The following is a 24,027-nucleotide window of genomic DNA, read 5'->3' as shown; positions in this document are numbered from 1 at the left end:
TCCCACGGATGCCGCTTTCCCGCCAGGAGCGATCAGCCGACGGCCGGCTGCTGCTGCGTGATGCAGTGGATGCCGCCGCCACGGTCGAAGAGCGGACGCGCGTCGACGGTCACGACGCGGCGACCGGGGTAGGCGGCGGAAAGGATGTCGCGGGCGCGCGCGTCGGCGCCCTCCTCGCCGAAACCGCACGCGATGACGCCGCCGTTCACCGCGAGGTGGTTGACGTAGCTCCAGTCGACCCATCCCGTCTCGTCCCGCAGGGTCGCCGGGGTGGGGAGTCCGGTGATGGTGACATCCCGCCCGCGGGAGGCGAACGCCGCCTCCAGCTCGCCGCGGATCTGCCGCGACACGGCGAAGTCGGGGTGGTCGGGGTCCTGCTGCTCGTGGAGCAGCACGTGCTCGGGCGAGGTGAAGGTGGCGACGATGTCGACGTGACCGTTCGTGCCCATGTCGTCGTAGTCCCGGGTGAGCCCCCGCGACAGCCAGATCGCGTCGGTCGCGCCGATCGTCCGGGCCATCTCGGACTCGACCCGTGCCCTGTCGGCGAAGGGGTTCCGGCGCGGGTCGAGCTGCACCGTCTCGGTCAGGAGCACGGTGCCGCTCCCGTCGACGTGCAGGCCGCCGCCCTCGTTCACCAGAAGCGAGTCGATGACCTCGACGCCGAGGTGCTCGCCGACGAAACGGCCGATGAGGGCGGACTTCTGCCACTCGGCCCAGTCCGGCGCCCCCCAGCCGTTGAAGACCCAGTCGACGGCGGCGAGCGTCCCGGGGTGCGCGTCGTCGACGACGAACGTCGGGCCCATGTCGCGCATCCAGAACTCGTCGATCGGCGCTTCGACGATCTCGACGTCGCCGCTCAGCATCCGCCGGGCACGGCTGATCTCGGTCGGGTCGACCACCATGGTCACCGGTTCGAACTCGACGATCGCGTGCGCGACGGCCGCCCACGCGGCGTAGCCCTCCTCGCGCTCCTGCGCGCCTTCGCCGAGCGTGAACCCCTCACGGGGGAAGGCCATCCACGTCCGCTCGTGCGGGTCGGTCTCGGCCGGCATCCGCCAACGGGGGGTGTCGAGGGGGCGCGAGGTCACCATCCGGTCTCCAATGTTCTGGCCAGCGCATCAGCGAAGTAGTCGACGGATTCCTTCGTCACGCACAGCGGGGGTTTGATCTTCAACACGTTCTGGTGGTCGCCGGTGGGCTGCATGATCACACCCAGCTCGAGCAGGCGGTCGCAGATGGCGGCGGTCTCGGCCGTCGCGGGCTCTCGCGTCTGGCGGTCCCGCACGAACTCGACGCCGAGATACAGGCCGGATCCGTGGACACGACCGATGATCGGATGCCGCGTCCCCAGCTCTTCCAGGCGTGCCACGAGGTGCGCGCCGACGACCCGGGCGTTCTCCTGCAGGTCCTCCTGCCGGATCACGTCGAGCACGGCGCTGCCGATGGCGGCGGAGACGGGTGATCCCCCGGTGGAGGAGAAGAAGTAGCCCTGCGTGCGGTAGCGGTCCGCGATCTCGCGGCGGGTGATGACCGCGCCGAGCGGGTGTCCGCCGCCGATCGATTTCGCCACCGCGACGATGTCGGGGATCACCCCCTGCTCCTGGAAGCCCCAGAACCACCGGCCCAGCCGTCCGAAGCCCACCTGGACCTCGTCCGCGATGGCGAGGCCGCCGTGCCGCCGCACGGCCGCGTACACCTCCTCGAGGTAGCCCGGGGGGAGGGCGACGCCCCCGGCATTGCCGAAGTACGTCTCGCAGATGAAGCCGGCCGGGGGCGTGCCGTCCGCGACCAGCCGGTCGATGTCGGCGACGGCCTCGGGTGCGTATCGCACGGCATCCGCATCGCGGTGGTCGCCGCGGTACGAGTTCGCCGCCGCGACCGTGTGCACCCAGTCGGGACGCGTCTCGAGCGCGAACGGATTGTCGGCGATCGAGGTCGAGACCGCATCGCTGGCGAACGTCCACCCGTGGTAGGCCTCCCGCATCGCGACGATGTCGGTCCGGCCGGTGGCGGCCATCGCGAGTCGCAGAGCCAGGTCCACCGCCTCGGAGCCGGAGTTGACGAAGAAGACGGTGTCGAGCTCATCGGGCAGGGTCGCGGCGATCTTCTCGCCGTACTCGGTGATGCCGCCGTAGTGGAACCGCGAGTTGGTGTTGAGCAGGTGCATCTGCCGCGTCGCCGCGTCGACCACCCGGGGGTGGGCGTGCCCCACCGACGCGACGTTGTTCACCATGTCGAGGTAGACCCGGCCGTCGACGTCCATGAGGTACTCGCGCCACCCTCGTTCGATCTGCGGGGGCGCGGTGTAGTAGTGCTCCTGCACGTCGGCGACGACGCGGTGTCGGCGTTCGAGCAGATCGTCGGACGGATGCCGCGGCTCGCGGCTCGCGGGAAGACCCAGTGCCGGCGCGACATCGCCGACGACCGTCCGCCAGGCGGGCGCGAGCGCGGCGGTGACCCGCACCGGGGGCGGCGGGCCGTCGGAACGGAATCGCCGCACGAACAGTCGAGTGCGTGCGGGGAGTTCGATCGCCGTCGCGTCGGGCGGGAGGCCGGAGATCGTCACCGTCTCGCGCCCGTCGGTCCAGGTGAGCGCGCCGTCGGCGACGGTCGCGCCCGCTGCCGCGGCGGCGGTGAGCGGCGTCGGCTCGGCCAGCCAGATCGTCGCCCCGGTCGGCACGGTCGCGGGGGCCGAGGGGGTCCGGTGCGGAGCGCCGGTGAGCACCGCGTCCCACGCCGGCAGCACGCTGCACGCCGCGCCCCGGTCGAGCGCGTCGGCCGCTGCGCGGTCCAGCCTGGCGTCCTCCTGCCAGGCGCCCTCGTCGTTCAGCTCCGACACCGTCCCGGCGTCGAGGACGGCGATCTCGCCGGTGAGCGACACCAGCGGCGCAGCCCGCCACGGGAGGTGGTCGATGTCTGCGTCGTCCCCGACGGCAGCGCGGATCGCCGCGGTCGTGACGGATATCGGCACGGCCGTCGCGGTCTCGAAGATCCGGTACTCGCGATCGAGCGCGCTCGCCGCGTAGTCGTTGCCGTCGTCGATGCGCACCTGCGCCCGCCCGCTCAGGACGAGGACGACGCCGCGGAGGACCACGAGAGGCCACAGCGCCGTGACCTCGTCGCCGGTGAGCGGGCGTCGGGCGTGGAACGCCTGGATGGCCGGCAGGGCCGACAGTGCGTCCGCGCCGTCGTGGTGGAGGACCGAGGACACCGTGGTGGCGATCTCGCCGACCCGCCACGATGCGGTGACGTCGCCGAAGTCGATGACCGCGTCCGGCAGCGCGCCCGGCTCCGGGCGCAGGACGTTGTCGTCGGTGATGTCGAAGTGTCCCGCCTGCACCGGCAGGCGCTCCGCGACGGGGGCCAGCGCCGACGCGGCATCCGCCGTCGCCGTCCGCAGGGCGTCCTGCACCGCCTCGTCGGTCTCGCCGGGGAGGAGCGCGTCGATGACGCGGAGGGCGTGTCGCGCGTCCCACTGCAGCACCCGGGCCGAGGCGGGGTGGGTGAAGCCGTCGAGGGCGACGCTCACCCGCGCGGCCAGGTCGCCCAGACGGGCGACGACGGCCGGGGAGAGGTAGCCCGAGCCCATCAGCGTCGAGCCCGAGATGTTCTCCAGCACCCGGGCGTGGACGCGGCCGCTCGAAGAGTCCCACCACGCGCTCATCGGTCCGCGGGGACCCGGCACGATCCGGGGGACGCGCAGCGTCGGATCGTGGTCGGCGACGCGCGCCGCGGCGCGATCCTGCATCTCGATCTCGGCCTCGCTGAAGGCGGGGTTGCTGATCTTGAGTACGCCCAGCGGCTCATCGGACCCCCGTGCGAAGACGCGGAAGTTCTGGTCCTGCTGACTCCCGAGGGAACGCAGGTCGATCTCGACGCCGAAGGTCGACGCGAACAGATGCCGGACCTCGTCGTCACCCAGGGAGGGGGTGGGCAGCTCGACGTGGGCGAAGTAGTCGAAGGGCGCGGCGGCGGAGGTCGGGTGCATGTCGGTCACAGCGGGGATCCTTCCGTCGAGCCGAACGCGCCGCACACCGCACCGTCCGCATCGCGGGCGACGATCACGACGAGAGGGCCGAAGGGTGCCAGCCACTCGCTGAACGGCGTCGTGTGCGCGTCGGGGTCGAGGGGATGCGAGCCGGTGATGCGCGTGCCGTCGCGCTCGACGGCGGTGCGGATGCCGTCGACATACGCGACCACGTCGGCGACGGCGGCGCCGCTCAACGTGGCCGAGAAACTCACGGTCACGGCGTCGACGTCGCGCTCGACGCGGATCTGGTCGATGTGCACCTCGATCCCACCCGCGGCGACCGCCCGCGCCGTCGGGAAGACGATCTCGTCCGGGAGCGCCGGCGTGCGCGGCGGCGTGACCCGGCGGTCTCCGAGCGCCGCGACGGCGGACGCGATCTGCATCAGGCGGGCGTCGGCGTAGGCGGGGCCGGCGAGGGTGACGCCGACCGGCATCCGAGTGTCCGTCATGATTCCCATCGGCAGGGTCACGGTCGGGATGCCCAGGTGGCGGGGGACCAGGTTGCCGTTGGAGACCCAGACGCCGTTCCGCCACGCGAGGTCGGCGGATTCCTCGTTCACATCGGCATCGGCGGGACCGACGTCGGACTGGGTCGGGAAGATCACCGCGTCGAACCCCTCCGCCGCCATCCACTCCTCGAGGTCGACCGCGCGCGTGCGCTCGAGACCGCGGAGACCGGGTCCGACCGAGGGGATCTCCGTCGGCACCCGGACTCCGGTCTGCGCGACATCCACGTATTCGGCCAGGTCGTAGGCGATGTCGAAGGGGAAGATCCCGTAGCGGTCGGGGAGGGCGCCGGCGGGGTGGGGGAAGATCTTCGTCGCGTCGACGTCGGCGAGCCGGTTCAGGCGAGGATCGCCGTTGAGGCGGAGGAAGGCGTCGAAGGCCCACACCGAGAGCGCGCCGACCTCGTCGGCGAGGAACTCGCGGGGCACGAAGCCCCGATCGACCATGTCGCGGCTGTGGGTGTGCAGCTTCTCGTAGTTGTCCACCGCGGGGAAGTCGGCCTCGATGACCTCGGCGCCGGCGTCCTGCAGATCCTGACGCAGGCGTTCCCAGAGGACCATGACCGAGGGGCGGGTGTCGATGGGGTGGGCGCTGTCGGCGTCGGCGTTGACATAGATGCGGGGGACGGCGAGACGGATGCCGGAGAGATCGGCGGCGGGAAGGGCGGCGAAAGACGCGGGCCGCACCTCCGAGGGGCGAGGGAGCGGGATCCACGGCTGCGATCGCCACAGGTCGCCGTCGGTGACCGGATCGTCCACGACCACGGCGTCGAGGATGTGCGCGAGGTCCTCGAGCGTGCGGGCGTGCGGGACGACCACGTCCATCGTGGGCACGAGCGGCCAGTTGCCGCGCACGGAGATTATGCCGCGGGACGGGGTGTACGCCGTCAGTGCGTTGTGCGAGGCGGGGGCGCGCCCCGACGACCAGGTCTCCTCGCCCAGGCCGAACGCGGCGAAGCTCGCGGCCGTGGCCGTGCCCGACCCGTTGGACGACCCCGAGCCGAAGGCGGAGGTGAGGTAGTCGGCGCTGTAGGGCGATTCCGCGCGACCGTAGAGACCGCGCTGCATGCCGCCCGCGGCCATCGGGGGCATGTTCGTGAGCCCCAGGAACACGGCGCCCGCGTCGCGGAGGCGTGCGATAGCGAACGCGTCGTCCTGCGCGATGAGGTCGGCGAAGGCGGGGGAGCCGGAGGCGACCGGGAGGCCCGACACGCAGAAGCTGTCCTTCGCGGTGAAGGGGATGCCGTCGAGCACGCCCCGGGTCTCGCCGCGTGCGCGACGCTCGTCGGCGGCCCGCGCCTCGGCGAAGGCCTCGGGGTTCAGGACGATCACGGAGGTCAGCGCGATGCCCGAGCGGTCGTAGAAGGCGATCCGGTTGAGGTAGCGGGCGACGAGTTCGACGCTCGTGATCGCGCCGTCGTGCAGGGCGCGGCTCAGTTCGGCGATGGGCGCGTCGACGACCGTCGGCAGAGGTGCGGTCATGGACAGAAACATACACCGTATGTTTTACTCGTCGCCACACCTTTCTTCGAGACGCCGCGTAAGCTCGGCCGCGACCTGAGGAGTCCGTCATCGCCAGACCGCCGCGCCCGCTGCTCAGCCGCGAGCTCATCGCGCAGACGGCCCTCGCGCTCGTGGATCGCCACGGCGCCGAAGGGGCGAGCATCCGCCGCGTGGCGACGAAGCTCGGTGTGAACCCCACGTCCCTCTACAACCATGTGCCGAATCTCGCCGCCATGATCGAGGACGTGCGCTCGCTGGTGTCGGCCCGGATCGACTCGCGGCCGCTGCGCGAGATGGCGTGGGAGGAGGGCCTCCGGGAGTGGGCGCGCTCCTACCGGCGGGCGTTCGCCGGGCATCCGCGGGTCGTCCCGCTGCTGATGACCAACGCGGTGAAGGCGCCGGTGCTGCTCGCGGAGTACGAGGACTTCGCCGTCGCGGCGCGCGCGGTGGGGTGGGCCGATCGCGACATCCTCCCCCTGCTCACGGCGTTCGAGTCGTTCATCCTCGGGAGCGTGCTGGACATGTCCGGTCCCGCGATCGTGTTCGATCCCCGGGGCCAGGAAGCAGAGCTCCCCACGTTCTCCGCCGCCTTCGCGACGCTCGCCGACGAGGATCCCGCGGATCCCATCGCGACGCGCGCGTTCGAGATGGGCCTGCGGATGCTGATCGCCTCGGCGCGACCGGAGGAGCACCCCGGCAGCTGACCGCGCTTCGTCGCCGCGGGTGGCAGACTGGAGGCATGCGTCCGTCCCGAGCGTCCCGAGTCGCTCGCGGACTGCTCGCCGCGGGTGTTTCGACGTTCGTCGCCCTGCTCTCGCACGTCGCCGCCGGCGGTGCGATGCCCGGGTGGCTCGGCATCCTCCTGCCGCTGATCCTCGCCGCCGCGGCCAGCACGCTGCTCGTCGGTCGACGTCTGTCGGTGTCGCGGCTGGGCCTCGCGGTGGTGCTGAGCCAAGCCCTCTTCCACGTCCTCTTCGTGCTCGGCGCGGGCCCCGCTGCGGGTACGGATGCCGTGCTCCACGCACACGCACACGCACACGCACACGGGCACCAGCACGGCGCCCTGACTTCGGCCGTATCGGGTGCCGAGCCCGCCGTCACCGCAGCGTCGCTGCACGGCGACGCGGTCATGTGGGCGCTGCACGCGCTCGCCGCCGTCGTCACCGTCGTCGCGCTGCACCGCGGCGAGCGCGCGTGCGCCATCCTCCGCCAGACCGCGGCGGATGTGGCCCGGTGGGCGCGTCGCCTCGTCCTCGTCGCCCTGGTCTTCGTGCCCGTCGGCCCGACGCGCACGCCCGTGATCGCCGCCGCAGCCCCACTCGGCGCCGTCGCGGACGTCGTCCTCTCCGCGGTCCGTCGTCGCGGGCCCCCCGTCGCCACCGTGCTCTGACACCACCGCGTTCCGCCGGAGCGCCGGTGCGACCGCGTGCCCGTGGCGCGCGTGTCGATGTTCTGCGCACCCGACGGGTGCATGTGCGAAAGGTTTCCCCGTGTCATCGGTGACGACGACGCGGTTGCGCGCGGCAGCGCTCGGGATGGCGACGGCCCTCGTCGTCCTCCTCGCTCCGGCCGCGCCCGCAGCCGCCCACGATCAACTCATCGGCAGCGATCCCGCCGCCGGAGAGCGCCTCGACAGCGCTCCGACCACCCTCACCCTGGAGTATTCCGCCGAGGTGATGGAGCTCGGCGCGATGATCATCGTCGCCGACGCCACCCGCGAGGACTGGGTCGACGAGGAGCCGGTGGTCGAGGGGACCGTCGTCTCGGTCGCGCTCCCCGAGGGGATGCCCGTCGGCGGATACGAGATCCGCTGGCGCGTCGTGTCCTCCGACGGGCACCCCATCTCGGGGGTCATCCCGTTCACCGTGGGTGACGCCGAACCGTACGAACGGGTGCCGTCCGCGGCGCCCTCGAGTACGCCGGGGACGCAGGACGCACGATCCGCGCAGGACAGTCAGGGCACACAGGACAGCGGAGGGGTCGCGCGCGTCGCCCTCCTCGGTGGCGGGGGTGCGGCCGCAGCCGTCGCCCTCTTCGCCGGCATCCACTTCCTCCGTCGGCGGAGAGACACCGCCGACACTCCTGAAAGGCACACCCTGTGAACACCCGCACCACCCGCGTCCGCGTCGGCGCACTCCTCACCGTCTCCCTCCTCGCCCTGGCCGGCTGCGCCTCGACCCCCGCGGAATCGCCCGCGGAGTCGTCGCTCCCCGCGGCCGAGGCGGTCTCGATCAGCGACGCCTGGGTCAAGTCCGCCGAGTCCGGGATGTCCGCCGCCTTCGGCGAGCTGACGAACGACTCGGATGCCGACATCACCGTCGTCTCGGTCTCCTCGCCCGCCTCGTCGATGCTCGAACTCCACGAGACCGTCGAGAACGAGAGCGGTCAGATGGTCATGCGCGAGATCGAAGGCGGGTTCGTCATCCCCGCCGACGGGAGTCTCCTGCTCACCCGGCGGCGACCACATCATGCTGATGGACCTCACCGACCCTCTGACGGCCGGGGCCGAGACGACCTTCACCCTCACGTTCTCGGACGACAGCACGTTCGAGTTCGCAGCCCCGGTCAAGGACTACGCCGGCGCGAACGAGAACTACGAGGGCGACATGGACATGGACATGGACATGGACATGGACATGGACGAGCACTCGGACATGGACCACTGATGACGCCGCGCGATCGGCGGCAACGACCCGATCGCAGCGGCGCCACCCGGCGACAGTTCCTCCTCGGAGGAGCTGTCGCCGGCGTGGGCGCCGCCACAGCGATCGGCGTCGACGCGGCGCTCGGCGCCACGCGCGCCCCCGCCCCCGCCCCCGCGGCATCCGTCCCGCTGAACGGCGACGTGACGGTGCCCTTCCACGGTGTGCATCAGGCCGGCATCGACACGGATGCCCAGGCTCACGGCGTCTTCCTCGCCCTCGACCTTCGCCCCGAGATCGACCGGGAGGCGCTCACCCGCATGATGCGCATTTTGAGCGACGACGCGGCGCGCATGACGCAGGGGCAGCCGGCCCTCGCCGATTCCGAGCCCGAGCTCGCGGTGGCGCCTGCTCGGTTGACGGTGACCTTCGGCTTCGGTCCGGAGCTCGTGCGTCGCGCAGGAGGGGCCGCGCCCGGGTGGCTCGCTCCGCTTCCGGCGTTCGGGATCGATCGGCTCGAGTCCGCGTACAGCGACGGCGACCTGCTGATCCAGGTCGCCGCCGACGATCCGCTGACCGTCGCGCACGCGTCGCGCATGCTGCTGAAGGATGCCCGCACCTTCGCCGAGCTGCGGTGGACCCAGCAGGGCTTCCGGCGCGCGCACGGCTCGGTGCGGGCCGGCACCACGATGCGGAACCTGTTCGGTCAGGTGGACGGCACCTCCAACCCGCAACCGGGGACGGCTGACTTCGACGAGGTCGTCTGGACCCGCGGGCAGGGCTGGCTCGACGGTGGCACCGGGCTCGTCGTCCGGCGCATCGCCATGGACCTCGACACCTGGGATCGGCTCGATCGTCCCGGGCGGGACCAGTCCCTCGGGCGGTTCCAATCCACCGGTGCGCCGCTGACGGGGACCGACGAGTTCGACGAACCGGACTTCGAGGCCACCACGGCGATCGGGTTCCCGGTGATCCCGGAGTTCTCGCACGTGCGGCGCTCACGCAGCGACGACCCGCGTGAGCGGATCTTCCGGCGCGCCTACAACTACGATGACACCCCCGTGTCCGGTGCGATCTCCAACGCGGGCCTCGTCTTCGTCTCCTTCCAAGCCGACGTCGGGGCGCAGTTCGTCCCCCTCCAGCGGCGCCTCGACGAACTCGACCTCCTCAACGAGTGGACCACGCCGATCGGATCCGCGGTCTTCGCGGTGCCCCCGGGCTGCTCCGAGGGCGGGTTCATCGGCGACACACTTCTCATCGGAAAGACCTCATGACCTCCATCGTCGACGGACCGCCTCGTCCCGTGGCGGCGCCCCGACCGCGCACCCGCGCTGGCTGGTTCGGCCAGCTGCTCCTGCGTCTGCATTTCTACGCCGGCGTCCTCGTCGGCCCGTTCATCCTCATCGCAGCGCTCAGCGGAGCGCTCTACGCGCTGTCGCCGACGATCGAGCAGGCCGTCTACGCGCGCGAGCTGCGCGCACCGGTGACCGCCACGACCGTGCCGCTCGCGGCGCAGATCGAGGCGGCCGAGGCCCACCTCGCCGCGAGCGGCGACGGTGACGGCGCGGTCCTCTCCGCCGTCCGTCCCGCACCCGAACCCGGCGACACCACACGGGTGATGTTCACCCAGGAAGGGCTGGGCGCGAGCGAGTCCCGCGCGGTGTTCGTCGACCCCGGCACCGCCGAGGTCCGCGGTGACCAGATCGTCTACGGAACGAGCGGCTCCCTGCCGCTGCGCACGTGGATCAGCAACACCCACCGCAGCCTTCACCTGGGGGACGCCGGACGCCTGTACAGCGAACTCGCCGCTTCGTGGCTCGGTGTCGTGGTGCTGGCGGGGGTGGGTCTGTGGGTCATCCGCGCGCTCCGGTCGCGTTCGCGGCGCGACATGCTGCGTCCGAACACGCGCGCGAAGGGCTACCGGCGTCTGTTCAGCTGGCACACCTCGATCGGCATCTGGATCGCCGTCGGGGCGCTGTTCCTCGCGGCGACCGGGATCACCTGGTCGACGTACGGCGGGGCGAACGTCTCGCAGGTGCGGACGGCGCTGGACTGGGGGACGCCGAGCGTGAACACCGCGCTCGACGCAGACGGCGAGGGCTCACACGCGGGTGATCACGCCGGCCACGCCGGTCACGACGGTACGGCCGCCACGCCGACGGGCGAGGCGAACCCGGCGACGTTCGATGCGGTCCTCGCCATCGCCCAGCGGGTGAACGTCGACACGGGGCTCGTGCAGATCACGCCGCCCTCCGAGCCGGGTACCGCGTGGACCGTGCGGGAGATCCAGCGCGGGTACCCGACGCAGGTGGACTCCGTCGCGATCGATGGGACCACGATGGAGGTCGTCGACCGGGTCGACTTCGCCGATTACTCGCTCGCCGCCAAGCTCGCGACGTGGGGGATCGCGATCCACATGGGCACGATGTTCGGCCTCGCGAATCAGATCGTGATGTTCGCCCTGGCCCTCGGCATCGCCGCCCTCGTCGTCCTCGGCTACGCGATGTGGTGGAAGCGCCGGCCGACGCGGCGGGACGCCCTCGTCGGGGTGCCGCCCGCCCGCGGCGCCCTTCGGGGTGCGCCGTGGTGGGGCATCGCGGCGGTCGGGCTCGCGGCGCTGGCGATCGGCCTGTGGCTGCCCGCGATCGGCGTCACCCTGGCGGTGTTCGTCGTGCTCGACGCGGTGATCGGAGTCCTGCGGGCCCGGCGGGAGCGGCGCGCTGGGGCTACTTCGCCAGACGCGCCAGCATCCCGTCCATGAGCACGTCGGGGAGCAGACGGCGAATCCCGACGATCGCCTTTGCGGAGACGGGAGTGGCGTAGCGCGAGCGCGGATAGCGCACGGTGACGGCCTTCACGATCGTGCGGGCGACGCCTTCGGCGGTGCCGGACAGCGGGGACGAATCGACGTTCTCGTAGTTCGCCACCAGGGCGGCGGCCTGCGCGGCGTAGGGGCCGTCACCGGAGCGCTCCAGCGCGCTCTCGCGTGAGATGGCGTTCCACTCGGTCCGGATGGGCCCGGGCTGGATGATGACGACATCGATGCCGTGCGGGGCGAGCTCCAGGCGCAGCGAGTCGGAGAGTCCCTCGACGGCGAACTTGGTCGCGTGGTACCAGCTGCCGATCGGCTCGTAGATGCGCCCGCCGATCGACGAGATGTTGACGATCCGTCCGCGTCCGAGTGCGCGCATCGTCGGGAGCACCAGCTGCGTCAGACGCGCCAGGCCGAAGACGTTCACCTCGAACTGGCGGCGCGCCTCCTCGATCGGGACGTCCTCGAGGGCACCGTACGAGCCGTACCCGGCGTTGTTGACGAGCACGTCGATGCGCCCCTGCTGGTGAACGATCCGCTCCACGCCCGCCCGCATCGAGGCGTCGTCGGTGACGTCCATCTCCAGGACCTCGCACCCGGATGCCGCGAGGTGCGCCATCCGGTCGACCCGGCGGGCGGCGGCGTACACGACCCAGCCGCGTGCGATCAGGGCGAGCGCCGTGGCGTGGCCGATACCGGACGAGGCGCCGGTGATGAGGGCGACGGGGCGGGTCTTGTCTGACATCGCCCTAGTCCATCACGGAATCCCAGGGGTGGGAGCGGGTGGGGGCGAGGGCGGCTGAGGGATAGGGTTGCGAGCATGACTGCGACCCCTCCCGGCTGGTACGACGACGGACACGGCGCGCTGCGCTGGTGGGACGGCACGCAGTGGACCACCCACGTCGCCGAGCCCGATGCCGAGGGTGCGGTGGACGGCGCCGCTCCGCCCGCTCCCGATGCCGCGACCCCCGTCCCGGCCGACGCGACCGATGCGTCGCTGCAGACCGTCGGATTCGACCCGCAGCCCGTCGACGGCGTCGCGCCGCCGGAGGGGTACACCGGCGAAGGCGGCGGATTCTCGGCGGCGACGCAGCCGAAGTCGAAGCTCTGGATCCTGTGGGTCGTCCTCGGCGTCGTGATGCTCGGCGTGGTCATCGCCGCGGCGGTCCTGATCCCCCTGCTCCTGGTCAACGCCGCGACGTCGGGCTCCTCCGGCGGATCCGGCGGCAGCGGCGCGCCGGCCGGTGATGACGAGCAGGCCGCCGTCGACGTCGTCATGGACTACGACGACGCGTGGCAGAACGTCGATTGCGACCTGTTCCTCGCCAGCACCACCGAGTCGTTCCGCACCGCCGGCGGCCTGGGGGACTGCGCCGCGTTCGAGGCGACGGCCAGCGAGTTCTCGGCATCCGTCGAGGACTACCGCATCGAGGTCACCTCCGTCGAGGGCGACGCCGAGCAGATTCTCGTCACCACCACCGAGACCTTCGAGAGCTTCTTCGACGAAGAGGGCAACCCGCTCGACGAGGCGGTCACGTACGACAACGTCTTCCTCTACACGCTCGTGCCCGCCGACGGCGGCTGGGCGATCGACTTCCTCGAGTAACCGGTGGCGGAGGAGATGACGCGCGCTCGCGGGGCGCGCTACGTGCTCACGTGCGTCGGGGTCGGACTGCTCGCCGGCCTCATGTCGGGGCTCTTCGGCGTCGGCGGAGGCACGGTCATCGTGCCGCTGCTCGTCCTCGTCCTCGGGTTCGATCAGAGGCTCGCCGCGGGCACCTCCCTCGGAGCCATCGTGCCGACCGCATCGGTGGGGGTCGTCTCCTACGCCCTCAACGACTCGGTCGCGTGGATCCCCGCGCTCATCCTCGCCGGCGGTGCGGTCATCGGCGCGCAGATCGGCACCGCGCTCCTCGCCCGGCTGTCGCAGACCGTCCTGCGGTGGGGCTTCGTCGGCTTCCTCGGCGTCGTCATCGTGATGCTGTTCATCGTCATCCCCTCGCGGGATGCCGTTCTCGAGCTCACCTGGTGGACGGGTCTCGGGCTGATCGCCCTGGGGCTCGTGACCGGCGTCCTCGCAGGACTCCTCGGCGTGGGTGGCGGGATCATCGTCGTGCCGGCGCTGATCTTCCTCTTCGGCACGAGCGATCTCGTCGCCAAGGGCACGTCCCTGCTCATGATGATCCCGACCGCCATCTCCGGCACGATCGGCAACATCCGCCGACACAACATCGACCTCGTCGCCGCCGGGATCGTCGGTCTCGCGGCGATCACGACCACCGCTCTCGGCGCGTGGATCGCCGTGCGCGTCGACCCTCAGGTCGGCAACATCCTCTTCGCCGCGTTCCTGGTCTTCATCGCCGTGCAGATGGCGATGAAGGCGATCCGGGGTCGCAAGAGGGCACGCTGACGCCGTCGATAGGATGATCGGGTGCCAGTGAACCCCGAGCTCGTCGGTCGCGCGTTCCCCGCGACCGCTCCCTACCTGGTCGGTCGTGAGAAGGTGCGCGAGTTCGCCCGCGCGGTGTTCTCCGCCTCCGACGCGCATCACGACCCGGAGGCCGCGCGCGCCCTCGGCTACGCCGACGTGGTCGCGCCCCCGACCTTCGCGATGGTCCTCCAGGACCAGACGCTGCAGCAGCTCCTCGCCGAGCCGGACGCGGGCATCGAGCTCTCGCGGGTTCTGCACGCCGAGCAGCGGTTCCGCTACACCCGTCCGATCGTGGCCGGCGACGAGCTCGTCGCGCGGCTGTCGGTGACGGGTCTGCGCGCGATGGGCGCGGCGACCATGGTGACCAGCGAGGCGGAGATCACCGATCTCCAGGGTGCGCACGTCGTCACGGCGACATCGGTCCTGGTCGTGGGGGAGGAGCAGGCATGAACGCGACCGTGAACGTCGGCGACGTCGTCGCCGAGCGGACCGTCCACCTCGATCGGGCGGCGCTCGTGCGCTACGCCGGAGCCTCGGGCGACTTCAACCCCATCCACTACCGCGATGACGTCGCCGCCGCGGTGGGACTCCCCGGCGTTCTCGCGCACGGGATGCTGACGATGGGTCTGGCGGTCCAGACCATCGAGGAGTGGGTCGGAGACCCCGGTCGCATCCTCGAGTACGGGGTGCGGTTCACCCGCCCGGTCGTGGTCGACCCCGAGCTCGGAGCCGACGTCACGGTGCGGGCCGTCGTCGGACAGGTGGCCGACGACGTCGCGCGCATCGACCTCACCGTCACCTTCGACGGCGCGACCGTCCTCGGCAAAGCCCAGGTCCGAGTCCGGGTCGCCTGAGCGGATGCCGGAGATCACCCCGCTCCCTCTCGCGCAGCTCACCACGCTGCGTACCGGCGGCGTCCCCGAGCGGATGATCGACGCCGTCACGACGGACGAGCTCGTCGCGGCGCTCCGCGAGGTATGGGCCGCGGGTGGGGAGTGGCTCGTCCTGGGCGGCGGATCGAACCTGTTCGTGGGCGACGACCCCTTCGACGGCATCGTCGTGCGTGTCCTCACCCGGGGGATCGAGCGCCTCGCCTCTCCGCGGGACGGCTTCGTCCGCCTGCGCGTGGCCGCCGGGCACGACTGGGACGATCTCGTCAAAGTCTCGGTCTCGGAGGGGCTCGCGGGTCTCGAGGCGATGTCCGGCATCCCCGGAACCGTCGGTGCCGCGCCCGTGCAGAACATCGGCGCGTACGGACAGGAGACCGTCCAGACCCTCGTCGAGGTGGAGCTGATCGACGAGTCCACCGGCGAGGTCGAGACCGTCCCCGCCGCCGACCTCGGACTCGGGTTCCGCACCTCGGTCCTCAAGCACCACTACGGCTCGGTGCCGGCACGGCGGGCTGTCATCCTCTCGGCGACCTTCGAGCTCGCGGATGTCGGACACGGCGAACGCAGGATCGCCGGAGCGCAGCTGCGCGGGGCCCTGGGGCTCACGGAGGACGACACCGTGAGCCTCGCCTGGGTGCGCGAGCACGTGCTCGCCACGCGCGCCCGGAAGGGCATGGTGCTCGACGACGCCGACGTCGACACGCACAGTGCGGGCTCGTTCTTCCAGAACGCCGTGGTGTCGGCATCCTTCGCCCGGACCCTGCCCGACGCGTGCCCGCGCTGGCCGGTGGCCCCGGACCTCGACCCTGTCGTGGTGATCCCGCTCGCCGCCTACGACGGGCGGGTGCCGGCGCCCGTGAGTCAGGAGTCTGACGTGAAGGTCAGCGCGGGGTGGCTCATCGAGAACGCGGGGCTGCGGAAGGGGTTCCGCTTCCCGCGCTCACGGGCGGGCCTGTCGACCAAGCACGCGCTTGCTCTCACCAACCGTGGAGGCGCCACCGCGGCGGAGCTCGCCGAACTCGCCCGCTACATCCAGAGCCGGGTCGCCGCGGAATTCGGACTCGTCCTGCAGCCGGAGCCCGTCCTCGTCGGCGTCGAGCTGTAGAGCTGCGGGGCTTCTCCGACGGCCCTTTTCAGTCCGAAGTGGAGAAGAGCTCCTGCAGGCGCGAGACGCCCTCGAGGAGTGCGTCATCGCCGAGCGCGTAGGACAGGCGGAGGTACCCGGAAGGACCGAACGCCTCGCCCGGGACGACGGCGACCTCGGCGCGCTCGAGGATGAGGTCGGCCAGCTCGAGGGACGTCTGCGGAGTGACCCCGCCCCACGTGCGACCGAGAAGGCCGCGGACGTCGGGGTAGACGTAGAAGGCGCCGAGTGGATTGGGGACGACGACACCGTCGATCTTCGACAGCTCCTCGACGATCAGTCGGCGGCGACGGTCGAACGCGACCCGGAATTCCTCCGCCTCGTCCTGCGGGCCCGTCAGAGCCGCCAGCGCCGCGCGCTGGGCGATGTTGTTGACGTTGGAGCTGAGGTGCGACTGCAGGTTGCCGGCGACCTTGATCGCGTCGGCGGGACCGACCATCCAGCCCACGCGCCAGCCGGTCATCGCGTAGGTCTTTGCGACGCCGTTGACGAGGATCGTCTGTCCGGCGACCTCGGGAACCGCCTCGACGATGGACACCGCGCGCGTGCCCTCGTAGACGAGGTTCTGGTAGATCTCGTCCGAGATGATCCAGATCCCGTGTTCCAGAGCCCACTCGCCGATCGCGCGGGTCTCCTCGGCGGTGTAGACGGCGCCGGTCGGATTCGACGGCGAGACGAAGACGAGCACAGTGGTGCGGTCGGTGCGGGCCGCCTCGAGCTGCTCGACGGTGACCTTGTACTCCTGGTCCGCACCCGCGAAGACCTCGACCGGGACGCCGTCGGCGAGGGCGATCGCCTCCGGGTAGGTCGTCCAGTACGGCGCGGGGAGGAGGACCTCGTCGCCGGGGTTCACCACGGCCTGGAACGCCTGGTAGACCGCCTGCTTGCCGCCGTTGGTGACGATCACCTGCGAGGGCGCGACATCCAGTCCCGAATCGCGTGCGGTCTTCGCGGCGATCGCCTCGCGGAGCACCGGGAGCCCCGCGGCGGGGGTGTAGCGGAAGTTGGCGGGGTCGTGCAGCGCCTCCGCGGCCGCGTCGACGACGAACGCGGGCGTGGCGAAATCGGGCTCGCCCGCGGCATAGCTGATCACGGGACGGCCGGCGGCCTGAAGGGCCTTGGCCTTGGCGTCGACCTTGAGCGTGGCCGACTCGGCGATGGCGGAGAGCTTGCGGGAGAGCGGAGCGCGATGTGTCACGGGGCCAGCGTAGTCGCCCGGGCGTGTCCGCCGGGAGCCACGGGGCGCGCGGCGCGGGTCAGAGGTCCAGTGGCCACGCGGGACGCAGCTCGATGATGCCCGACGTCGCCATCGGATGCCGGGAGGCGACGGCGACGGCCTCGTCCAGATCGGCGCATTCCAGGATGTCGAACCCGGCGATCTCGACCTGCGCGGGCGCGGCCGGGCCGTCGGCGACGCGGACCTCTCCCTCGCGACGACGGATCGTCTTGGCCTCGGACGACGGGCGGAGCCGGTCGCCGTCGAGGGCCTTGCCGGAGCCGTAGACCTCGTCGACCCACTGCTCGATCGAGACGGGGGGCTCCTCGTCGGAGGACCGATCGGGGTCGGAGAGGACGAGCATGAGGAACTTCATCGGTCTTCCTTTCGCCGGGCCGGCGCGCGGCGGTGCGGGCCGGGGATTCCCCTCCGGCCCGCACCGCCCCGGACGTCAGCCGAATTGGTTCATCGTATTGTGCGCGCCCCCGGCCTTCAGCGCCGCATCCCCGGCGAAGTACTCCTTGTGGTTGTCGCCGATGTCGCTGCCCGCCATGTTCTGGTGCTTGACCGTGGCGATGCCTTCGCGGATCTCGCGACGCTGCACCCCTCGGACGTAGGCGAGCATCCCCTCGTCTCCGAAGTAGCCCTTCGCGAGGTCATCGGTCGACAGGGCCGCCGTGTGGTAGGTCGGCAGGGTGATCAGGTGATGGAAGATCCCGGCGCGGGCCGAGCCGTCCTTCTGGAACGAGCGGATCTTCTCGTCCGCCAGGCGACCGAGCTCGGTGTCGTCGTAGTCGGGGCTCATCAGCTCGGCCCGGTCGTACGCGGAGACATCGGCCCCCTCCGCTGCGAGCAGGTCGTAGGCCTGCTGGCGGAAGTTCAGCGTCCAGTTGAACGAGGGGCTGTTGTTGTAGACGAGCTTCGCGTTCGGGATCACCTCGCGGATGCGGTCCATCATCCCCGCGATCTGCTCGACGTGCGGCTTCTCGGTCTCGATCCACAGCAGGTCGGCGCCGTTGCGGAGCGAGGTGATGCAGTCCAGGACGCAGCGATCCTCTCCGGTCCCGGGGCGGAACCGGTACAGGTTGCTCGGCAGCCGCTTCGGTCGGACGAGTGTGCCGTCGCGCGTGATGACGACATCCCCGTTGCCGAGCTGGTCCGCGGAGATCTCCTCGACGTCCAGGAACGCGTTGTACCGGTCGCCCAGGTCGCCGGGCTCGCGGGTGACCGCGAGCTTCTGCGTCAGCCCCGCGCCGAGCGAGTCGGTGCGGGCGACGATCACGCCGTCGTCGATGCCGAGCTCGAGGAATGCGTAGCGGACGGCGGTGATCTTGGCGAGGAAGTCCTCGTGCGGGACGGTGACCTTCCCGTCCTGGTGGCCGCACTGCTTCTCGTCCGACACCTGGTTCTCGATCTGGATCGCGCAGGCGCCCGCCTCGATCATCTTCTTCGCCAGCAGGTACGTCGCCTCGGGGTTGCCGAAGCCGGCGTCGATGTCGGCGATGATCGGCACCACGTGGGTCTCGTACGTGTCGATCTGGGTCTGGATGAACTCCGCCGCCGTCTCGTCGCCCGCAGCCCGCGCGGCATCCAGCTTCGTGAACAGCAGGTCGAGCTCCCGAGCGTCGGCCTGACGGAGGAACGTGTAGAGCTCCTCGATGAGCGCGGGGACCGCGGTCTTCTCGTGCATGGACTGGTCGGGCAGCGGCCCGAACTCCGAGCGGAGCGCGGCGATCATCCATCCGGAGAGGTAGAGGTAGCGCTTGTTCGTGCTCTTGAGGTGCTTCTTGATCGAGATCAGCTTCTGCTGCCCGATGAAGCCGTGCCACACCCCGAGCGACTGGGTGAACACCGAGGAGTCCGCGTCGTACTCGGCCATGTCGCGCCGCATGATCTCGGCGGTGTAGCGGGCGATGTCCAGGCCCGTCCGGAACCGGTTCTGCGCCCGCATCCGGGCCACCGACTCGGGATCGATGGCGTTCCAGCCGGCGCCGTGGCGGTCCTTGAAGGAGCGGATGGCGGCGATGTCGTCCTGGTAGAGGGTCATGTCGTGTCCTTTGCGGGAGAGAGGTCGGTCACGCGGTCTCGTCGACGTCGACGAGGAACTTCGCGTAGGCGGGAAGCGTCAGGAAGGCGGGGAACTCGCGGCCGAGGGCGACGTCGCGGAAGATCGTGGCGGCATCGTCGAACCGGTCGCCGTCGCGGCGCGGGGTCTCCTCCAGTACGCGCGAGATGAGCGCCTCGACGTACTCGCGCGTGATGAGGTCGCCCTCGGCGGTCGAGCGGTCCTGATGGATCCACTGCCACACCTGCGACCGCGAGATCTCGGCGGTGGCGGCATCCTCCATCAGGTTGTCGATCGCGACCGCGCCGAGGCCCCGCAGCCACGCCTCGATGTAGCGGATCGCCACCGACACGTTCGCGTGCACGCCCTCGGCCGTCACCGGGCGGCCGATGTGGACATCGAGCAGATCGGATGCCGTCACCGCGACGTCCTCGCGCTGCCGGTCGACCTGGTTGGGGCGGTCGCCGAGGACGGCGTCGAACTCGGCCATCGCGGTGGGGATCAGGTCGGGATGCGCCACCCACGTTCCGTCGAAGCCGTCGCCGGCCTCGCGCTTCTTGTCGGCGGCGACCTTCTCGAAGGCCCGCGCCGTGACCTCGGGGTCACGACGGTTCGGGATGAACGCGCTCATGCCGCCGATCGCGAAGGCGCCCCGCTTGTGGCAGGTCTTCACGAGCAGTTCCGTGTACGCGCGCATGAAGGGCACCGTCATGGTGACCTCGCTCCGGTCCGGCAGGACGAAGCGGGCACCGCGGCCGCGGTAGTTCTTGATGATCGAGAAGATGTAGTCCCAGCGTCCGGCGTTGAGCCCCGCGCAGTGGTCGCGCAGCTCGAAGAGGATCTCCTCCATCTCGAAGGCCGCCGGCAACGTCTCGATCAGCACGGTCGCCCGGATCGTCCCGTGCGCCAGACCCGCATACCGCTCGCTGAAGGTGAAGACGTCGTCCCAGAGCTTCGCCTCCTCGCTCGATTCGAGCTTGGCGATGTAGAAGTACGGGCCGCGGCCGCTGTCGATGAGGCGCTGCGCGTTGTGGAAGAAGTACAGGCCGAAGTCGACCAGGGAACCGGAGGCCGCCATCTCTCGGCCCGCGCGGTCGGTGAACCGCAGGTGCGCCTCGCTCAGGTGCCATCCGCGGGGGCGCATCACGATGGTGGGGGTGCGCTCGGCGGTGACCTCGTACGTCTTGCCTTCGGGGCTGGTGAAGGTCAGCTCGCCGCGGATCGCGTCGCGCAGCGACAGCTGGCCCTCGATCACGTTCTTCCATGTGGGGCTGGTCGCATCCTCCTGGTCGGCCAGCCACACCCGCGCGCCCGAGTTCAGCGCGTTGATCGTCATCTTCGGGTCGGTGGGCCCGGTGATCTCCACCCGGCGGTCCTCCAGGCCCGGCCCCGCCCCGGCGACCCGCCACTCCGCGTCCTCGCGGATGTGCGCGGTGTCGTCGCGGAACCGCGGGTCGTGGCCGTTGCCGATCTCGAAGCGGCGGCGCATGCGGTCGGCGAGGCGGTCGTGCCGCCGACCGCCGAACCGCTGATGCAGCTCGGCGAGGAAGTCCAGTGCCTCGGGGGTGAGGATCTCGTCGTAGCGGGGGCCCATCCGGCCGAGGACCTGGACGGCCGGCGCCGGCGCCGTGGTGGGGGCGGTCAGTGTGGCGGTTGCAGGTGTCATGTCTGTGTCCTCCTGTGAGCGGATCCGCGGTGAGGGTTCCGCGGTGACTCCACTGTGCGGTGAATATCCACCCTGAACATGACGAATCCGGGTGTGAACTTTTCCGAATATTCGACAAACGTGACAGAATCCCGCCATGTCGATCATCCAGAGCCGGGATGTCGGGCCCGACGCCACCGACGATGAAGAGGTGGACTCCCTCACCATCGGCCGCCGCATCCGACAGCTGCGGACCGCACGCGGCATGACGCTGGACGACCTCGCCGCCGCGGTCGAGCGCGTCCCGAGTCAGCTCTCGATGATCGAGAACGGCCGGCGCGAGCCGAAGCTGACGCTCCTGCGGCAGATCGCGCGCGCGCTGGGGACGACCCTCGACGCGCTCCTCGAATCCGAGCCCCTCGACGAGCGGGCGACGATGGAGATCGCCCTCGAGCGCGCCATGAGGGGGCAGACGTTCCAGGCGCTGGGGATCGAGCCGTTCCGCATCGGCAAGACCGTCCCCGACGACGCCCTCCGCGCCATGCTCGCGCTGCAGGGCGAGATCGAACGGCTGCGCGACGAACGGGCGGCCACCCCCGAGGAGGCCCGCCGTGCGAACGTCGCGCTCCGCCGTCTCATGCGCACCCAGAACAACCACTTTCCGGATCTGGAGGAGCAGGCGCTCGCGATCCTGGCGGCGGTCGGACACCCCGGCGGGCCGCTGACCCAGCGGACGGCATCCGACATCGCCGCGCACCTCGGATTCACGCTGCACTACGTGCCGGATCTGCCGCAGACGACCCGCAGCGTCGCCGACATCAAGAACGGTCGGCTCTACCTCTCCAGCCGCCTGGCCTCGAAGGGCGACCCGCGGACCGCGGTGCTGCAGGCGCTCTCCAGCCGCATCCTCGGGCACACCGAACCCACGAGCTACGCGGAGTTCCTCCGCCAGCGGGTCGAGACGAACTACCTCACCGGGGCCCTGCTGATCCCCGAGGATCACGCCGTCCCGTTCCTCCTCGAGGCCAAGGGGCGCCGGGCGGTGTCCATCGAGGACCTCCGTGACGCGTACTCGGTGTCGTACGAGACCGCCGCGCACCGGTTCACGAACCTCGCGACCGTGCACCTCGGCATCCCGGTGCACTTCCTGAAGGTGCACGAGTCGGGCACGATCACGAAGGCGTACGAGAACGACGACGTCAACTTCCCCACCGATCGCCTCGGGTCGATCGAGGGGCAGATGTGCTGCCGCAAGTGGACCTCACGCGTCGTCTTCGACGAGGACGACCACTTCAACCCGTACTACCAGTACACCGACACGGGGAACGGGACGTACTGGTGCACCGCCCGTGTCGAGCTCTCCAGCGAGGGCGCGCACTCGGTGTCGGTGGGGGTCCGCTTCGACGATACGAAGTGGTTCCTCGGCCGCGACACCCCGCACCGCGGAGTCTCGAAGCACTCGGTCGAGGTCTGCTGTCGCCGCGCCCCCGCGGATCTCGAGGCGTCGTGGCGCGAATACGCGTGGCCGAACGTCCGTACCCCGCGGACGCTCCTGGCGACCCTCCCCACCGGCGCGTTCCCCGGCGTGGACACCACCGACGTCTACGAGTTCCTGGAGGCCCACGCCCCGCGCGGGTGAGGCGCGCGCCTCGCCGGAACAGGTGAGTCGGCGAGAACAGGAGGATGCGGGCGCATCCGTCCTGTTCGCGGCTGATCGCCTGTCTCCGGATGCCGTCGCTCAGCGTCCGGCGATCAGGTCCGCGACCCGCGCCGGCCATGCCGTGCGCGCGGAGCCTTCGGCCTCCATCCGATCAGCGCTCCGGTAGGCGGCGTAGATCGCGTGGACCGCGAGGAACCGCAGCGGCTCGAGCTCCCAGCGTCGCGCCCGGTGCCCCACCCACGGCAGACGGGTGAGATCGGTGTCGCGGCCGAGCACGAGGTCGGCGAGCGTCCGGCCGGCGAGGTTCGTGGCGGTGACGCCGGTGCCGACGTACCCTCCCGCCCAGCCGAGGCCGGTGCTCCGGTCGTGGCCGACGGTCGCGGCCCAGTCGCGCGGGACCCCCAGCACGCCCGACCACGCGTGCGCGACGGGCACGTCCGCCGCGACGGGGAAGAAGTCGCGCAGCAGCGCGGTGAGCGAGGCGATGGTGCGCTCCTGCGTCGACCCGTCGGTGTCGACACGCGAACCGAAGCGGTAGGGCACGCCCCGACCGCCGAAGGCGATGCGGTCATCGGCGGTGCGCTGGGCGTACATGTACACGTGCGCGAAGTCGCCGAGCGTCTCGCGCCCCGCCCAGCCGATCTCCGCCCAGGCGGAGGCGGGGAGCGGCTCCGTGACGATCATCGAGGAATTCATCGGCAGCCACGTCCGGTGCTCGCCGCGGAGGTCGGCGGTGAACCCCTCCGTGGCGCGGAGCACGTGCGCGGCGCGCACCGTCCCGCGGTCGGTGACCGCGCGGCCGGGGGCGATCTCGCGCACGCGGGTGTCCTCGTGGATGGTCACCCCGAGGCGCTCCACCGTCGCCGCGAGTCCGCGCACGAGCTTCACCGGGTGCACCCGCGCGCAGTGCGGATGCCGGATCGCCCCGAGCGTCCCGGCCACGCCGATCCGGGCCGTCGCGGATGCGGCATCCAGCTCCTCGACATCGGTGTCCGGCCAGTCCTGTTCGGCGCGCGCGGCGGCGCGGAGACGGGCGAGCTGGGCGGGGGTGCGCGCGACCTCGAACTCGCCGCCGCGGACGATGTCTGCGTCGATCCCCTCGCGCTCGGCGACGTCGATCACCTCGTCGACCGCGGCGTTCAGGGCCCGCTGCTGTGCGGTGCCGGGCCCTCGCCCGTAGCGCGCGCGACCGCCGGTGACGCTGTTCGTGAGCCACCCGCCGTTCCGGCCGGACGCGCCGAAGCCGGCGAAGCGCTGCTCGAGCACGGCGACCCGGAGGTCTGGCTGCAGGGTCTTGAGGTAGTAGGCCGCCCACAGTCCCGTGTACCCGGCGCCGACCACGGCGACGTCCACGTCGATGTCCCCCGCGAGTGCGGGTCGCGGCGCGGGTGAGCCGCCGACCGAACGCCACCACCACGACACGTCCCCGTTGGGCACACCGCCGTCCGCCACGCCGCCGGTCCTCGTCGCGCTGCTCATGCGG

General features: G+C 71.2%; 19 protein-coding genes and 2 pseudogenes. 12 read left to right on the top strand and 9 right to left on the bottom strand.

The window, feature by feature from the left end; genetic code table 11:
• Nucleotides 1-32 precede the first annotated feature (32 nt).
• From ABXJ56_RS02945 to ABXJ56_RS02935, 3 genes and pseudogenes are all read right to left on the bottom strand, one after another.
• Complete coding sequence (locus ABXJ56_RS02945; RefSeq protein WP_353998235.1) at nt 33-1,091, bottom strand: agmatine deiminase family protein; 1,059 nt, start codon at nt 1,089-1,091, stop codon at nt 33-35.
• Entirely contained in the window at nt 1,085-3,988 is a 2,904-nt protein-coding gene (locus ABXJ56_RS02940; protein WP_353999951.1) for an aminotransferase, read from the bottom strand. Before ABXJ56_RS02940 ends, ABXJ56_RS02945 begins: the two co-directional genes overlap by 7 nt.
• Nucleotides 3,989-4,344: 356 nt before the next feature.
• A pseudogene (locus ABXJ56_RS02935) lies at nt 4,345-6,018 on the bottom strand (amidase); the annotation flags it as partial.
• Nucleotides 6,019-6,209: 191 nt separating this feature from the next.
• Here ABXJ56_RS02935 and ABXJ56_RS02930 point away from each other — a divergent pair.
• From ABXJ56_RS02930 to ABXJ56_RS02905, 6 genes and pseudogenes are all read left to right on the top strand, one after another.
• Complete coding sequence (locus tag ABXJ56_RS02930) at nt 6,210-6,743, top strand: TetR/AcrR family transcriptional regulator C-terminal domain-containing protein (protein ID WP_353998234.1); 534 nt, start codon at nt 6,210-6,212, stop codon at nt 6,741-6,743.
• A gap of 35 nt (nt 6,744-6,778) precedes the next feature.
• Nucleotides 6,779-7,429: a hypothetical protein gene (locus ABXJ56_RS02925; protein WP_353998233.1), complete on the top strand. Its 651-nt coding sequence runs from the start codon at nt 6,779-6,781 to the stop codon at nt 7,427-7,429.
• A 100-nt stretch (nt 7,430-7,529) separates the two neighbouring features.
• Nucleotides 7,530-8,141, top strand: a complete 612-nt coding sequence (locus ABXJ56_RS02920) for a copper resistance CopC family protein (RefSeq protein ID WP_353998232.1) — start codon at nt 7,530-7,532, stop codon at nt 8,139-8,141.
• 164 nt (nt 8,142-8,305) lie between these two features.
• Nucleotides 8,306-8,705: pseudogene (locus ABXJ56_RS02915) on the top strand (copper chaperone PCu(A)C).
• Nucleotides 8,705-9,955: a Dyp-type peroxidase gene (locus ABXJ56_RS02910; RefSeq protein ID WP_353998231.1), complete on the top strand. Its 1,251-nt coding sequence runs from the start codon at nt 8,705-8,707 to the stop codon at nt 9,953-9,955. The pseudogene ABXJ56_RS02915 and the gene ABXJ56_RS02910 overlap by 1 nt, the downstream one beginning before the upstream one ends.
• Nucleotides 9,952-11,442 (top strand): PepSY-associated TM helix domain-containing protein, encoded by a 1,491-nt coding sequence (locus ABXJ56_RS02905; RefSeq protein ID WP_353998230.1) that lies wholly within the window; start codon nt 9,952-9,954, stop codon nt 11,440-11,442. The genes ABXJ56_RS02910 and ABXJ56_RS02905 overlap by 4 nt, the downstream gene beginning before the upstream one ends.
• On the opposite strand, the gene ABXJ56_RS02900 is transcribed toward ABXJ56_RS02905, so the two are convergent.
• The gene (locus ABXJ56_RS02900) at nt 11,408-12,238 is read right to left on the bottom strand and encodes an oxidoreductase (protein ID WP_353998229.1); all 831 of its coding nucleotides are present in this window, start codon (nt 12,236-12,238) and stop codon (nt 11,408-11,410) included. The genes ABXJ56_RS02905 and ABXJ56_RS02900 overlap by 35 nt on opposite strands.
• Before the next feature lie 75 nt (nt 12,239-12,313).
• Between ABXJ56_RS02900 and ABXJ56_RS02895 the strand changes: the two genes are divergently transcribed.
• Genes ABXJ56_RS02895 through ABXJ56_RS02875 form a run of 5 tightly spaced genes read left to right on the top strand, consistent with a single transcriptional unit; the run spans nt 12,314 to nt 15,919 of the window.
• A complete protein-coding gene (locus tag ABXJ56_RS02895) occupies nt 12,314-13,099 on the top strand; it encodes a DUF2510 domain-containing protein (protein WP_353998228.1) in 786 nt (261 codons plus the stop codon).
• Between the two features lie 15 nt (nt 13,100-13,114).
• A complete protein-coding gene (locus tag ABXJ56_RS02890) occupies nt 13,115-13,903 on the top strand; it encodes a sulfite exporter TauE/SafE family protein (RefSeq protein WP_353998227.1) in 789 nt (262 codons plus the stop codon).
• Nucleotides 13,904-13,924: 21 nt separating this feature from the next.
• A complete protein-coding gene (locus ABXJ56_RS02885; protein WP_353998226.1) occupies nt 13,925-14,374 on the top strand; it encodes an FAS1-like dehydratase domain-containing protein in 450 nt (149 codons plus the stop codon).
• Nucleotides 14,371-14,778: a MaoC/PaaZ C-terminal domain-containing protein gene (locus tag ABXJ56_RS02880; RefSeq protein ID WP_353998225.1), complete on the top strand. Its 408-nt coding sequence runs from the start codon at nt 14,371-14,373 to the stop codon at nt 14,776-14,778. The genes ABXJ56_RS02885 and ABXJ56_RS02880 overlap by 4 nt, the downstream gene beginning before the upstream one ends.
• A gap of 4 nt (nt 14,779-14,782) precedes the next feature.
• Nucleotides 14,783-15,919, top strand: coding sequence for a UDP-N-acetylmuramate dehydrogenase (locus ABXJ56_RS02875; protein WP_353998224.1), 1,137 nt, complete (start codon nt 14,783-14,785; stop codon nt 15,917-15,919).
• A gap of 28 nt (nt 15,920-15,947) precedes the next feature.
• On the opposite strand, the gene ABXJ56_RS02870 is transcribed toward ABXJ56_RS02875, so the two are convergent.
• From ABXJ56_RS02870 to aceB, 4 genes are all read right to left on the bottom strand, one after another.
• The gene (locus ABXJ56_RS02870) at nt 15,948-17,156 is read right to left on the bottom strand and encodes a pyridoxal phosphate-dependent aminotransferase (protein WP_353998223.1); all 1,209 of its coding nucleotides are present in this window, start codon (nt 17,154-17,156) and stop codon (nt 15,948-15,950) included.
• 58 nt (nt 17,157-17,214) lie between these two features.
• Nucleotides 17,215-17,550, bottom strand: a complete 336-nt coding sequence (locus ABXJ56_RS02865; RefSeq protein WP_353998222.1) for a YciI family protein — start codon at nt 17,548-17,550, stop codon at nt 17,215-17,217.
• Nucleotides 17,551-17,625: 75 nt separating this feature from the next.
• A complete protein-coding gene (locus tag ABXJ56_RS02860; protein ID WP_353998221.1) occupies nt 17,626-19,221 on the bottom strand; it encodes an isocitrate lyase in 1,596 nt (531 codons plus the stop codon).
• Nucleotides 19,222-19,249: 28 nt separating this feature from the next.
• Nucleotides 19,250-20,905 carry a malate synthase A gene (gene aceB, locus ABXJ56_RS02855; protein ID WP_353998220.1) on the bottom strand — a complete coding sequence of 552 codons (1,656 nt, stop codon included), beginning with the start codon at nt 20,903-20,905 and terminating at the stop codon, nt 19,250-19,252.
• Nucleotides 20,906-21,041: 136 nt separating this feature from the next.
• Here aceB and ABXJ56_RS02850 point away from each other — a divergent pair, with 136 nt between their 5' ends.
• The gene (locus ABXJ56_RS02850) at nt 21,042-22,523 is read left to right on the top strand and encodes a helix-turn-helix domain-containing protein (protein WP_353998219.1); all 1,482 of its coding nucleotides are present in this window, start codon (nt 21,042-21,044) and stop codon (nt 22,521-22,523) included.
• 99 nt (nt 22,524-22,622) lie between these two features.
• On the opposite strand, the gene ABXJ56_RS02845 is transcribed toward ABXJ56_RS02850, so the two are convergent.
• A complete protein-coding gene (locus tag ABXJ56_RS02845) occupies nt 22,623-24,023 on the bottom strand; it encodes an NAD(P)/FAD-dependent oxidoreductase (protein ID WP_353998218.1) in 1,401 nt (466 codons plus the stop codon).
• Nucleotides 24,024-24,027 lie beyond the last annotated feature (4 nt).

The organism is Microbacterium aurantiacum (assembly GCF_040532595.1).
Classification (GTDB): domain Bacteria; phylum Actinomycetota; class Actinomycetes; order Actinomycetales; family Microbacteriaceae; genus Microbacterium; species Microbacterium chocolatum_B.
This window is presented reverse-complemented; position numbering and strand designations above follow the sequence as displayed.